We start from the raw sequence: 12,999 nt of genomic DNA, 5'->3' as shown, positions 1-12,999 counted from the left end.
ATGACGAACAACGAGAAGAACGACCAGCTCACGTTCCAGAACCCCACGAACCGCTACGTCCAGATCGACCCGCCGGTGCAGTCCCAGGAGGCTCCCGGGCTGGATCGCGACCTCGAGCCGCGCGCCGACCTGGGCGAGGAGACCTACCGCGGCACCGGTCGTCTGGAGGGCCGCACGGCCCTGATCACCGGCGGCGACTCCGGGATCGGCGCAGCCGTGGCCATCGCCTTCGCCCGCGAGGGCGCGAACGTGGCCATCAGCTACCTCCCCGAGGAGGAGCAGGACGCCCAGCACGTCCGCGAGCTCATCGAGGGCGCCGGCCGCAAGGCCCTGCTGCTGCCCGGCGACCTGCGCGACAAGGACTTCGCCCGCAAGCTGCCCGGCAAGGTCGCCGATGAGCTCGGCGCCCTGGACATCCTGGTCAACAATGCCGGTCGCCAGTACCACTGGGAGAGCATCGAGGCGATCACGGACGAGCAGTTCGAGAACACCTTCGACATCAAGCTGTTCTCGATGTTCCGCGTCACGCAGGCGGCGCTGAACGTGATGCCGGCGGGCTCGTCGATCATCAACACGACCTCCGTCCAGGCCTACAAGCCCTCGGAGACCCTGGTGGACTACGCCTCCTCGAACGGCGCCATCAACGCCTTCACCCAGGCGATGGCTCAGCAGCTCGTCGAGCGCGGCATCCGCGTCAACGCCGTGGCCCCGGGCCCCATCTGGACCCCGCTGCAGGTCACGGACAACAAGACCGAGGACCAGCTGACCTCGTTCGGCCGCCAGGCCCCGATCGGCCGCGCCGGCCAGCCCACGGAGCTCGCCCCGGCCTACGTCTACCTGGCCTCGCCCGAGTCCAGCTACGTGACCGGCGACGTCCTCAACGTCAACGGCGGCTCCCCGGTCGCCTGATCGACGCCGAGACGCAGCACGACGCACCATGACGACGGGCCGGATCCCTCACGGGCTCCGGCCCGTCGTCCTACCCGAAGGAGCATGACCATGAAGGCAGAGCGCATCACGGAGTCGATCGCCCACCACGCGGAGGGCCCCTGCTGGTGGCCGGCCACGGGCCGTCTGCGGTTCGTGGACATGCTCCACGGGGCGATCATCGAGCTCGACGGCGATCAGCACCGCCGTCTCGAGGTCCCGTCGAAGATCGCGGCCATGATCCGCCCGCGCGTCGACGGCGGCGCCGTCGTGGCCACGGAGTCCGGGATCGCTCTGGCCCGGCAGGACGACCTCTCGGATCTGGCCGAGGCCGTGACCCTGTTCGACGATCCGCGGCTGCGCAACAACGAGGGCGGCTGCGACCCCCAGGGGCGGCTGTGGCTCGGGAACATGGCCTACGAGAAGACGGAGGGCGACGCCACGGTCTACCGCTGGGACGGCCCCGGCAGCGAGCCGCAGACGGGGTGGGACGGCGCCTCGATCAGCAACGGCATCGCCTGGAGCCCCGACGGCGCCCTGGCCTACTGGAACGACACCCCCACGGGGCAGGTCACGGTCTTCGACCACGACCCCGAGCGCGGGCCCGTCGATCCCCGCCCGCTCGTGCGCGTGCCCGAGCAGACCGGGCATCCCGACGGCCTGACCGTGGATGCCGAGGGCGGCATCTGGGTGGCCATGAACCACGGATCCGCCGTGCACCGCTACTCCCCCGAGGGCGAGCTCACGCAGGTCATCGAGCTGCCCGTCCGGCAGATCACCGCCTGCACCTTCGGCGGCCCGGATCTGGACCGGCTCTACATGACGTCGTCCCGGGAGAACCTGCCCGACCACGAGGAGCCCGCCGCAGGCTCGATCTACGCGGTCGAACCGGGCGTGCGCGGCCTCGAGCCCCAGCCCTTCGCCGGCTGAGCCGCGCCCGACGCGTCGCCCCCCCGGGTCGGCGCCTCGGTGGAGCCGAGGTCCGAGCACTCCCCGGTCGCGACGGGGAGCTCAGCCCAGGGATTCCGATTCCGGCATACTGCCTTGTCCGGCGGCATCCTCGGTCAGCCATGAGGCGAGCGTCCGCAGCCGGGCCTCGGACTCCGAGCCCTTCTCGGTCGAGTAGAGGAACAGCATCTGGTCCTCGGCGCCCGTGACCTCGAGGGCCTCGTAGCGCACGTCGATGCGTCCCACGATCTCGTGGTCCAGGCGCTTGAGCCCGTCGCGGCGCTCGGTCACCCGGTGGTCCGCCCACCAGGTGCGGAACTCCTCGCTGCGCAGGGACAGCTCGCCCACCAGCTGGGCGAGCTGCGGGTCATCGGGGTGGCGCCCTGCATCCAGCCGCAGGGTCCCGACCATGGAGGAGGCGATCTTCTCCCAGTCGACGTACTTCTCGCGCGCATGCGGATCCAGGAAGGCCCAGTGGATGAGGCTGCGCTGCCCGGCCGGGCGGGCGGGGATGTCGGCCAGCAGCGAGGCCGCCAGCGGGTTCATGGCCAGGACCTCGGTGCGCCTCCCCCGCACGAAGGCGGGGTGATCGGTGAAGGTCTCGAGCAGGGCCAGCAGGGAGGGCTTGAGGCGCTGCTGCTCCGGGACGTTCGCGCGGGCCCGCTGCGGCAGCGCCAGGGCGCGGGCCAGATCCTGCAGATGCCGGGTGCCCATGACGTCCAGTTCGAGGGCCTCGGCCAGGGCGAGCTGCACCGATTCCGACGGGCGCTTGTGCCGGCCCTGCTCCAGGCGCGTGTAGTAGTCCGCGCTGACGCCGGCCCGCGCGGCGACCTCCTCGCGCCGAAGGCCCGGGACGCGTCGTCGGGATCCGTCGTCGCCGGGATCCAGGGCCGCTCGACGGGCCTTGAGGAAGTCCCCGAACTCGTTGCCTGCCGTCATGTCCGTCATCCCTCCTGATCCCCGCCCCGGTCCTGAGGCCCCGCGGCGGTCTGGCCCCCATCATGCCGTCGCCGAGGCGGGAGCGGCACACCTGATCCTGGGCATGCCGTACCCAGGATCAAGTGGGCACGGGCATCCAGGTGCGCCCGGGTCCCCGCTCTGGTGGACTGTCCGGCATCGCGCCCATCCCGTCCGACCGCGCAGGGGGTCCCATGTCATCGTCGCAGCGCGCTCCGATCCTCGAGCGGCCGGACGTCTCCCCGGCCGGCCCGCGTCAGCTGCTGCGGGATCTGAGCCCCGAGTACGCGGTCAACGGCGTGATCGGCCTGATCTTCTCGGCCTCCGGGCCGATCGCCGTGACGCTGGCCGTGGGGGCCGCCGGCGGCCTGTCCGACGAGCAGATCGCCTCGTGGGTCTTCGGCATCTTCCTCTCGGCGGGACTGGCCACCCTGTTCATGTCGCTGCTGTTCCGGCGTCCCTTCGGCTTCGCGTGGTCGATCCCCGGAACGGTGCTGCTGGGCCCGTCGCTGCAGCACCTGTCCTTCCCGGAGGTCGTGGGCGCCTTCTTCACGACGGGCGTGCTGGTCATGGCGCTGGGGATGACCGGCGTGGTCCGGCGGGCCATGGCCGCGATCCCCATGCCGATCGTGATGGCCATGGTCGCGGCCATCTTCCTGCGCTTCGGCACGGACATCGTCGATGCCTCCACGTCCGCACCGGCCATCGCCCTGCCGATGGTCATCGTGTTCATCGTGCTGACTGGGGTCCCCGCTCTCGGCAAGCGGATGCCGCCGGTGCTGGGAACGCTGCTGATCGGGCTGATCGCGGTGATCGCAACCGGGCAGTTCCGCTTCGAGACGGGAGGCCCCGTCTTCGCCCAGCCCGTGTTCACCGCTCCCGAGTTCACGCTCGCCGCCCAGCTCGAGCTGCTCGTGCCGCTGGCGATCACGGTCCTGGTGGTGCAGAACGGCCAGGGAATCGCCGTGCTGCGCCAGGCCCAGCACGATCCGCCGATCAACGCGTTCGCGGTCTCCTCCGGCTTCTTCTCCCTCGTCAACGCCTCGGTGGGCGGTGTCTCCGCCTGCGTCACCGGCCCCACGAACGTGCTGCTGACCGCTTCCGGGCAGAAGGAGCGCCAGTACACGGCCGCCGTGGTCTACGCCGTGCTGTCCCTGGTCTTCGCGCTCTTCGCGCCGCTGTTCACCCGGTTCCTGCTCGGCACGCCCGAGGCGTTCGTGCTGGCTCTGGGCGGCATCGCGATGATCAAGGCCCTGCAGGGGGCGTTCGTGACCGCCTTCTCCACCCGGTTCACGTTCGGCGCGCTGGTCACCTTCGTCGTGACCGTCTCCGGCCTGGACCTGTTCAACATCCACGCGGCGTTCTGGGGCATCCTCTTCGGCTACGCCATCTCCCGCCTGGTGGAGCCCGAGGACCATCTGGGTCTGGACGACTGACGCCGCGCGGACGAGGGCGGGCACCGGCCGGCAGATCCCGGCCGGTGCCCGCCCTCGTCACCCGGCTCAGCGTCGAGCGCCGCTCACCCGCGCAGCGGGTGCGCCGGCTGAGATCACTCGGCGTCGGCGTGGTACTCCACGGCGTCGTCGTGGAGCATCCACAGGTCCGGGCCGAAGATCTCGTAGCGGATCTGGCGGCCGGGGACGCCGGCGCCGATCAGCGCCGAGCGCGTCTCCTTCATGAAGTCCAGGCTGCCGCAGAGGTACACCTCCGCACTGGAGTCCACTCCCAGGGAGCCGAAGTCCGCGCGGCCGATGTGGTCGGCCTCGCCCTCCTCGACGGTCCAGCGCTCGTACCGGGCGTCGGGCAGCTGCTCGATGAGGGCCTTCTGCTCCTCGAGCAGCGGTGCCTTGGCGTCGGAGGAGTCCACGCGGAAGGCGGTGACCTGGCGCTGCGAGCGCTCAGTCGCCAGACGGTCCAGGAACGCGATCATGGGCGTGACGCCGATGCCGGAGGAGATCAGCACGAGCGGAGCGGTCGAGCCGGTGAGCACGACGTCGCCATAGGGGTTGGACAGCTTCACCTTGTCGCCGACCTCCATGTCGGTGACGACCGGCGAGACCTCGCCGTCCATGTCCTTCTTGACCGCCAGCCGGCGCTGGTTCGCGGAGTCGGCGGGGATCAGCGTGAACTGGCGCGACTGCTCGATGCCCTCGGGCAGCGTGACCTTGATCGAGACGTACTGCCCGGCCACGGCATCGGTCATGGGGGTGTCGTCGGCGGGCTCGTACGTGAGGACGTAGGTGCCCTCGCCGCTCTCGCGCTTGTCCACGAGCGTGAACTCGCTGAACGCGCTGTCGTTGGCCTGCTCGGAGTACAGGCCCTTCTCCAGCTTGATCAGGGCATCGGCCATGAGCCAGTAGACCTCGGTCCAGGCGGCGGCGACCTCGGGGGTCAGGGCCTCGCCGAGGTCGTCGGCGATCGCCCCCAGCAGATGCTTCTCCACGATCGGGTACTGCCCCTCCACGATGCCCAGCGACGTGTGCTTGTGGGCCACGCGCGAGAGCAGCTGGTCGGGGTAGCTGTCCGGGTGGTTGAGGATGTGCGTGGCGAAGGCGACGACGGAGCCCGCCAGGGCCAGCGGCTGCTCGCCGGTGCGCTGGTTCGCGCGGCTGAAGATGCCCTCCTCGATCAGCTGCGGCTCGGCCTCGAACATCGACTTGTAGAACTTCGGCGCGATATCCGGCAGCCGCTCGGCGATGACGGGCGCGGTCGCTTCGATGTGCGGACGGGCTGACTCGGAGAGCATGTGCTCCTCTTCCTCTGCGATGTGCGGACGCACGGCGTCGCTTCGCGAGCACGCCGTGCCGACGGCCGGTTCCGGTCGCACCGTCGATCGTGGCACGCGGATCCGGGGCCGATCTTGACGCGGGTCAAGGACGGGCAACCGGTTGCCACTCTGGTCGGCCCCGGCCCCGTCGGCCCCGACGTCGTCCCCACCCGGTGGTCAGAAGTTATCCACAGGTGTGGAGAAAGCTGTGAAGATATCGAACATCCGTGCGAACCCGATCGCCCCCATCCGCCTCGATCCGTATCCACAGGCTTGTTCACATCTGTGGAACTACACGGATGATGTTCGTCCACCGCTGTGGACAGGGGGTGTGGAGAAGCTGTGGGAGGGCCTCATGCCCGGCGTCGGCGCATGGCCGTCAGCGCAGCCATGACCACCAGGCCCGTCACGAGCCCGCCCAGGTGCCCCTGCCAGGAGATGCCCGGCACGAAGAGCCCGAACGCCGTGTTGATCACGATCAGCAGCACGATCCCGGCGAGGTTCTCCCGGTGGTGCCGGCCGCCCCACAGCGCGAGGGCCAGCACCGCGCCGAACAGCCCGAAGATCGCCCCGGAGGCCCCCACGGTGAAGGTCAGCGCTGGGGACAGCAGCAGAACCGCCGCGGAGCCGCCCAGCAGGGAGAGCAGGTACACGGCCAGGAAGCGGCCGCGTCCGATCTCGGGCTCGAGCATGCGCCCGAAGATCCACAGCGTGTACATGTTCAGCGCCAGGTGCGCTGGATTGCCCATCGAATGCGCGAAGCCGCTCGTGACGACCGTCCACGGGGCCTGGGAGACGCGGCCGGGGGCCAGGCCCAGCAGCACGACGGGATCGATCCCGATCAGCGTCAGCAGCCACTGCAGGGCGTAGACGACGACGCAGGCGCCGATCAGCACCCAGGTCACGGCCATGTCCGATCCGCGTCGGCGGGCGCGCCGCCGCGGCGGCCGCGGCCCCCGGCCCGGGTCCTGCCGGGCCTCCGGGCGGCCGCTCTGCCACGCGGCTCCCTGCAGGGGATCCGTCTGCCCGCGGCCCATCTCCCGAGGCTCGGGCGGGGCCTGCGAGGGGTCGGCCATCCGCCCGAACTGCGGCAGCTCCGGCTCGCGGCGGCCGTCGCCGCCCCGGGCGCTCTCGTCGTGTCCCTGCGTCATCGCTGTGCTCCTGACGTGCTGATGGGGGGTGGTGCCCGCCGTCGTCGAGCGGCACCCGGGAACTGCGCCGAGCCCGGAGACAGCACAGGAGCCCGACCGGATCGGTCGGGCTCCTGCGGTCCGCTGCGGCGGCTCTTGGTCCGGGCTCTTGGTCCGGGCTCATGCGCCGGCACGGGCTCCGAGCCGGGTCGACGACCGCCGATGCGGGCGGTCCATCGGGGCAGCGCTGCGGATCAGAGCTGCTCGATGTCGATCGAGGAGATCACGGCGTCCTCGACCGGGCGGTCCATGCCGCCGGTGCGCACGTTGTTCAGCTCGTCGACGACCTTCTTGGACTCGTCGTCGACGACCTCGCCGAAGATCGTGTGCTTGCCGTTGAGCCACGGGGTGGCCGCGGTGGTGATGAAGAACTGCGAGCCGTTGGTGCCCTGGCCGCCGCGCTTGCCGGCATTGGCCATGGCCAGCAGGTAGGGCTTGTCGAAGCTGAGCTCGGGGTGGATCTCGTCGTCGAACATGTAGCCGGGGCCGCCGACGCCCTGACCCAGCGGATCGCCGCCCTGGATCATGAAGTCCTTGATGATGCGGTGGAAGATGACGTCCTGGTAGAGCGGGCCCTCGCCCTTGGAGCCGGTGTTCGGGTCCACCCACTCCTGGGAGCCGTCGGACAGGCCGATGAAATTCTTGACGGTCTTCGGAGCGTGGTTGCCGAAGAGCTCCACGACGATGTCGCCGTGGTTCGTGTGGATGGTCGCCTTTGCAGTGGCAAGAGAAGTCATGGACGCCAGTATCCCACGCAGGGCCCCGGAGTCGACCGGCGACGCAGGACGACGCCCGCCGTTCCGCCGGGAGTGAAAAAGCTCAGCGATCTGCTGAAAACTCCCTGGATGCTGGGCGAGGACCCCGGTTCTGCCATGGGCCATCCAGGACTCACCCCGTATGCTGGCCCGAGATACATACCCCATGAGAGAGGGAGCTTCCATGAGCAAGAGGGCAGAGAAGAAGGCCGCCAAGGCCGCCGCGGCGCGTCAGGCCGCCGTCGAGAACCGCGTCGTCGGCGTCGGCGACTGGATCGCCGACGGGATCGGCGTCCTGGCGCCGCGCCTGCAGAGCACCGTGCGCTCCGGGGCCAACTCGGTCGCCGGCGGCCTCCACACGGCCGCCCCGTACGTCGAGCAGGGCGCTGCCCGCGCCAAGGGCACCTCGTCCCAGCTGCGCACCCGCGCCGCGCTGCAGGCCGCCAAGGCCGCCCCGCAGTTCGCCAAGGTGGCCGCCAAGGTCACCCCGGTCGGCGCGGCCGTCAAGGCCACCCCGCAGGCCGCCAAGGCCCTCAAGGCGGCCAACGACGGCAAGCAGGCCGTCTCCGAGCGCTACAACTCGACCGCCGCGCAGCTCGCCCAGCGCTTCGCGGATGCGGACACCCCCGAGCAGCTCGAGGCCGCCGTCGTCCGCCTGACCGGCGACAAGAAGGCCGTCAAGAACGCCAAGAAGGCCGCCGCGCGCATGTCCAAGGACTACGCCAAGCAGCAGAAGAAGGCGCAGAAGGGCAACGGCCGCGGCCTGCTCGTCGTGGGCCTGGTGGTGACCGGCGCGATCGCCGGCGCCGCCGCCTTCAAGGCGTCGCGCCCGGTCCAGGATCCCTGGAAGACCCCGGCCTCGACCTCCCCGCGCGTCACCGCCTCGCCGGTCGACTCGACCACCACGGTCGCCGCGGGCCAGGGCGTCAAGGTCGACGACGCCAAGGGCGACTCGGGCGTCAAGCAGACCGCCAAGTCGGTCACCGAGGATGCCAAGAGCACGGTCAACGAGATCAAGGACCAGATCAACGGCACCCAGGGCGGCAAGAACGGCGCCCAGGGCGGCAAGCACCAGGGCAACGCCTGAGCCTGACCCCCGGCTTCCTGCGGCTGAGCCCCTGAGGCTCCCGCATGGACCGCGAAGGCCCCCTCACCGAGTCGGTGAGGGGGCCTTCGTCGTGCGTCGTCCAGGATCAGCCGAAGGAGCCGATCACGTCCTGGATCGTGTCCCACACCTGGTAGACGCCCAGGATCGTGAACAGGATCGCGCAGATGAGCAGCACGCCGTTGGTCACCCAGCCGTTGCGCCAGCGCTTCGGCGTGCGCTCGGTGTTCAGCAGTCCGAGCAGCGTGATGGCCAGGAACGGCATGAACAGCGCACCCAGGACGCCGTAGAGCAGGATCAGGAAGATCGGGCGCCCCAGCAGCAGGAGCAGCATGGGCGGGAACGTGATCCACAGCAGGTAGAACTTCACGTACTTCCCGCCCGGGCGGGTGTCCGGATGGCCCGAGGGCAGCCCGCGGTGATGGCCCCAGAAGTCGGCGAACATCAGCGAGACGCCCGACCACACGCCCACCACGGAGGAGAACGACGCCGCGAAGAAGCCGATCAGGAACGCCGTGCCGATGGCCTGGCCGTAGCGGTCCTCGAGCACGTCGGCCAGGTCGAGCAGACCCTCGTCGCTGGCGGAGATGGAGACACCTGCGGCGTGGAGGACCTCCGCGCCCACGATCAGCATGGACAGCACGAAGATGCCGGTGACCACGTAGGCCACCGCGTTGTCGAGCTGCATGACTCGCATCCACCTGGGGCTCGCCCAGCCCTTCTCGCGCAGCCAGTAGCCGTAGGCCGCCAGGGTGATCGTGCCGCCGATGCCGCCGGACAGCGCGAGCGTGTAGACCAGCCCGCCCTCCGGGATCATGGGGATGAGGCCCTTGAGCATCTCCGGGATGTTCGGGACCGCGATGATCGCCAGGCCCACGACGACGACGAACATCACGCCGACCATCACGGCCGTCAGCTTCTCCACGAGCGCGTACTTGCCGAACCACACCATGGCGAAGCCGGCCAGGCCCATCAGGATGGCCCAGGCGGGCAGCGGGAGCGTGTCCGGGAACAGGGCGACGATCGGCAGCGCGGCCGAGGACATCGCGGTGGCTCCGTACACGAAGCCCCAGATCATGATGTACGGCGCGAAGTAGATCGCCGTCCAGCGCCCCAGGGAGCGCCAGCCCTCGAAGATCGTGCGGCCGGTGGACAGCGAGTACCTGCCGGCGCCCTCCACGAGCACGATCTTCACGACGGTGCCCAGGATGACGGCCCACAGCAGGGCGTAGCCGTAGCGCGAGCCCGCCGTCAGGGTGGCCACGAGGTCGGCCGCACCCACCCCCGTGCCGGCCACCACCAGGCCGGGTCCGATGATCTTCCAGCGGCGGATCGCCGTGAGCTGCTCATCGGGGTCGATATGGGGCATGGGCCCCAGGACCTCCGTCGATCTGGTCATGACTCCGCCTTCCGCAGCAGTGACGTGCGTCATGACTATCACAGGTCGCACTCAGGTCCTGAGCACGAGCTGACAGACAGGGCTCAGTCGAAGGGCCAGGCCCTCCGGAGCCGCTGATCCAGACCCGGCTCCCGGAAGGACTCGACGCCGAAGAAGGCGCGGTACTGCTCCGGGGGCATCCGCAGCATCCCCTGGACGTCGGCCTGCGAGCCGTGGCACTGCATGGCCTGCCGCTTCCGCTCGAGCAGCTCGTCGTCCAGATCGACCTGCCAGTGCAGCTCGGAGGCGGGGATCCCGAAGCCGTTGCCGTCGTCGCCGGGGCCGTCGGGGTCCAGGACCTCATCGGGCGATGCCCCGGCGGCCAGGGCCTCATCGCGCAGTCCGCGGATGCGGTCGCGGTCCATCGACTGCTCGATCAGCCGCGGCCGGTCGGCGGCCAGTGCCGCGGCGCGGTGGGCCACGTGGTGGACCTTGACGTGATCGGGGTGGCCGTAGCCGCCGTGCCAGTCGTAGCCCACGAGGACATCGGCGCCCTCGTCGTCCAGGACGGCCGCGACGGCCCGGGCCGCCTCCTCGACGTCCGCGCGGTGGAAGCAGCTCTGCCCGTCGTTCTGCGACCAGCCGGTCATCCCGGAGTCGTGGTAGCCGAGCCACTCGACGCGCGAGATGCCGAGCACCCGGGCGGCCGCGGCAGCCTCCGTGCGGCGGTGCTCGGCCACGGAGAGCACCTCCTGGGCCTCGTCCGAGGCCTCGAGCGGGGTGCCGAAGTCGCCGTTCGTCGCGAAGATCTCGACGACCCGGTGGCCCTGCGCGACCGCCCGGGCCATGGTGCCGGCCGTCTGCGACGACTCGTCGTCGGGGTGGGCATGGAGGAAGACGATGACGGACACGCGGCGGCTCAGTCCAGCCCGTCCGACCCGACGAGCGGCAGGCCGTCGAGCATCTCCTGCAGCTGGAGCAGGCTCCGCGGGACGAACTCCGCGATCGTGAGCCCCACGATGTCCGCCCGGGCGCCGAGGTCCGCGATCACCCTCCGGACCTGCTCGCGGGTCAGGCCGCCGGGCACCCGGCCCAGGCCCAGGGCCGCCTCGTCGCTGTCCACCACGTCCACATCCAGGTGGAGTGCGACGCGACTCGCGCCCGTGGCGGCCAGCCAGTCGAGCAGCGGCTGCGTGGTCTTCCGCAGGTCCTCCGGGGCGAAGACGGGCAGCCCCCAGTCGCGGACATTGCCCAGGGCGTCGTCCTCCCCGTCGTGCAGCCCGGCATAGGCGAACCGATCGGCGCCGACGGTCGCCGGCAGCAGGTCGAGCACCTCCTGATCGCCGTGGCCGAGCAGGACCGAGGCGGCCATGGCGTGGAAGCCGTCGTAGCCGGTGTCCGGGGTGTCGGCATCGGGGTGGGAGTCGATCCAGATCACGGCCAGGTCGTCGCCGTGCCTGCGCGCCAGCTCGGCGACCGGAGCCACGCCGACGGCGCACTCCCCGCCGAGGGTCAGGACGCGGTCCCACTCGGTCCTGGCCAGGGCGGCCAGGCCGGAGCGCAGCGAGGAAAGGATCGCGGAGCGGGATTCGATCCCGCCGGTCGAGCCCTCCTCCGCGTCGCCCGCGTCGACGGAGACGATCTCCGTCGGCCCGGAGTGGGCGGGCAGCACGGCGTCCAGGACCCGGGAGCCGACCTCGTACCCGCGCCGGGCCCGCTCCCGGCGCACCTCCGGGACCGAGGAGTCGGCCATGTCCGCCCCGGCCCCCTGCCACTGGGGCCAGACCAGGCGCAGAGTCAGCGCGTCGTCCATCGGGATGCTCTCGCTCGTCATGGTGTCCTTCTCCTCACTCGTTCTCGACGGCCGGTGCTCAGGCGGGCTGCTGGGCGCGGGCCTCCCTGACCCGGTCCAGGTAGCACTCGACCTGCTGCTGGCTGCGCGTGAGCTTCTCGATCTGCTCATGCAGGCGTTCGCGCTCGGCCTCGAGCAGGGCCGCCATCTCCGGATTGTCGTGATGCGGCAGCTCCGCGCCGGGCCCGTCGACGCAGGGCAGCAGGACCCTGATCACCCGGGTCGGCATGCCGGCCTCGATCAGTCGGCGGATCTGCCGGACGCGCTCGATCGCGTCCTCGCCGTAGTCCCGGTAGTTGCTGTGCGTGCGGTCCGGAGCGATCAGACCCTGCTCCTCGTAGTATCTCAGCTGCCGCGTGGTCGCTCCGGCCCGCCGCGCGAGCTCTCCGATCTTCATGGTCCGCTCCCCTGCCCTCGGACGCACCGGTCTCCCAGCCGTCGGTCCTTGACCTTGACGTCGACGTCAGACTCTACGCTCGCAGCACGAGCAGGCCCAGAGGGCCCCGCTGCTGACGAGGAGGAGAGTGCTGTGCACCATCGCATCGTGTTCATCCGGAAGATCGAATCCGCCACGTACGAGAAGTTCCACCTGGACTGGCAGATGGTCCACGCCCTGCTGCTGACCCCCACGGTCAATCTCAAGGGCTACGTCCAGAACCGGCCGGTGGCGGCCCAGTGGGGCCGCGGCACCTACGACGGCGTCGCCGAGCTCTACTACGACGATGCCGCGCTGGAGCAGCAGGCCTTCGACTCGCACCAGTCGAAGGTGATCCGGGAGCACGAGCACTCGTTCATGGTCGAGGAGGAGACCTTCTCGGCGCTGGTCCAGGAGGAGGTCGCTCTCGAAGGCCGCCAGACCGCCCACCGCGTCCTGGTCTTCGACGGCGACTCGTCCCGCATCCCCGAGGGGCTGGCCGTGCGCGTGAGCACGCTGCACCTCGACGCGCCGGAGACCCATACCGGAGCTCGCACGGTCCTGTCGGTGTGGACCGCCGGCGAGCCCGACGCCTTCGCGGTCAAGGACGCGCTGGGCGGGGAGTCGGAGGGCATCGACTCCCTCGTGGTCACGCCGTCGCCGATCATCACCCCGCCGGTGAGCCCCTACCTCTGACACCGCACC

Annotated in this window: 13 protein-coding genes; 5 read left to right on the top strand and 8 right to left on the bottom strand. The window is 70.5% G+C overall.

The window, feature by feature from the left end; translation table 11 throughout:
• Both FSY66_RS01350 and FSY66_RS01345 read left to right on the top strand, forming a co-directional pair.
• Complete coding sequence (locus FSY66_RS01350; protein ID WP_186304342.1) at nucleotides 1-909, top strand: SDR family oxidoreductase; 909 nt, start codon at nucleotides 1-3, stop codon at nucleotides 907-909.
• 84 nt (nucleotides 910-993) lie between these two features.
• Complete coding sequence (locus FSY66_RS01345; protein WP_144790500.1) at nucleotides 994-1,857, top strand: SMP-30/gluconolactonase/LRE family protein; 864 nt, start codon at nucleotides 994-996, stop codon at nucleotides 1,855-1,857.
• 81 nt (nucleotides 1,858-1,938) lie between these two features.
• On the opposite strand, the gene FSY66_RS01340 is transcribed toward FSY66_RS01345, so the two are convergent.
• Entirely contained in the window at nucleotides 1,939-2,814 is an 876-nt protein-coding gene (locus tag FSY66_RS01340) for a helix-turn-helix transcriptional regulator (RefSeq protein ID WP_144790498.1), read from the bottom strand.
• Between the two features lie 212 nt (nucleotides 2,815-3,026).
• Between FSY66_RS01340 and FSY66_RS01335 the strand changes: the two genes are divergently transcribed.
• Nucleotides 3,027-4,268 carry a benzoate/H(+) symporter BenE family transporter gene (locus FSY66_RS01335; protein WP_144790496.1) on the top strand — a complete coding sequence of 414 codons (1,242 nt, stop codon included), beginning with the start codon at nucleotides 3,027-3,029 and terminating at the stop codon, nucleotides 4,266-4,268.
• Between the two features lie 113 nt (nucleotides 4,269-4,381).
• Here the strand turns inward: FSY66_RS01335 and FSY66_RS01330 are convergent, their stop codons facing one another.
• From FSY66_RS01330 to FSY66_RS01320, 3 genes are all read right to left on the bottom strand, one after another.
• The gene (locus tag FSY66_RS01330; protein WP_144790494.1) at nucleotides 4,382-5,578 is read right to left on the bottom strand and encodes a globin domain-containing protein; all 1,197 of its coding nucleotides are present in this window, start codon (nucleotides 5,576-5,578) and stop codon (nucleotides 4,382-4,384) included.
• Between the two features lie 374 nt (nucleotides 5,579-5,952).
• The gene (locus FSY66_RS01325) at nucleotides 5,953-6,750 is read right to left on the bottom strand and encodes a rhomboid family intramembrane serine protease (protein WP_260853308.1); all 798 of its coding nucleotides are present in this window, start codon (nucleotides 6,748-6,750) and stop codon (nucleotides 5,953-5,955) included.
• 233 nt (nucleotides 6,751-6,983) lie between these two features.
• A complete protein-coding gene (locus tag FSY66_RS01320; RefSeq protein WP_144790492.1) occupies nucleotides 6,984-7,526 on the bottom strand; it encodes a peptidylprolyl isomerase in 543 nt (180 codons plus the stop codon).
• A 202-nt stretch (nucleotides 7,527-7,728) separates the two neighbouring features.
• On the opposite strand from FSY66_RS01320, the gene FSY66_RS01315 reads away from it, so the two are divergent.
• Complete coding sequence (locus tag FSY66_RS01315) at nucleotides 7,729-8,631, top strand: hypothetical protein (protein WP_144790490.1); 903 nt, start codon at nucleotides 7,729-7,731, stop codon at nucleotides 8,629-8,631.
• A 106-nt stretch (nucleotides 8,632-8,737) separates the two neighbouring features.
• Here the strand turns inward: FSY66_RS01315 and FSY66_RS01310 are convergent, their stop codons facing one another.
• The 4 genes from FSY66_RS01310 to FSY66_RS01295 form a co-directional block, all read right to left on the bottom strand.
• Nucleotides 8,738-10,048, bottom strand: a complete 1,311-nt coding sequence (locus FSY66_RS01310) for an Nramp family divalent metal transporter (protein ID WP_144790488.1) — start codon at nucleotides 10,046-10,048, stop codon at nucleotides 8,738-8,740.
• 83 nt (nucleotides 10,049-10,131) lie between these two features.
• Nucleotides 10,132-10,938, bottom strand: a complete 807-nt coding sequence (locus FSY66_RS01305; protein ID WP_144790486.1) for a PIG-L deacetylase family protein — start codon at nucleotides 10,936-10,938, stop codon at nucleotides 10,132-10,134.
• Between the two features lie 8 nt (nucleotides 10,939-10,946).
• Nucleotides 10,947-11,861: an arginase family protein gene (locus tag FSY66_RS01300; protein ID WP_186304341.1), complete on the bottom strand. Its 915-nt coding sequence runs from the start codon at nucleotides 11,859-11,861 to the stop codon at nucleotides 10,947-10,949.
• Between the two features lie 37 nt (nucleotides 11,862-11,898).
• Nucleotides 11,899-12,276, bottom strand: a complete 378-nt coding sequence (locus tag FSY66_RS01295) for a MerR family transcriptional regulator (protein WP_144790485.1) — start codon at nucleotides 12,274-12,276, stop codon at nucleotides 11,899-11,901.
• A 132-nt stretch (nucleotides 12,277-12,408) separates the two neighbouring features.
• On the opposite strand from FSY66_RS01295, the gene FSY66_RS01290 reads away from it, so the two are divergent.
• Entirely contained in the window at nucleotides 12,409-12,990 is a 582-nt protein-coding gene (locus FSY66_RS01290; RefSeq protein WP_144790483.1) for an EthD family reductase, read from the top strand.
• Nucleotides 12,991-12,999 lie beyond the last annotated feature (9 nt).

It is taken from the genome of Kocuria palustris (assembly GCF_007666205.1).
Taxonomy (GTDB): domain Bacteria; phylum Actinomycetota; class Actinomycetes; order Actinomycetales; family Micrococcaceae; genus Kocuria; species Kocuria palustris_A.
Note: the sequence above shows the minus strand (reverse complement) of the source record. Positions and strands in the feature narration are given on the sequence as shown.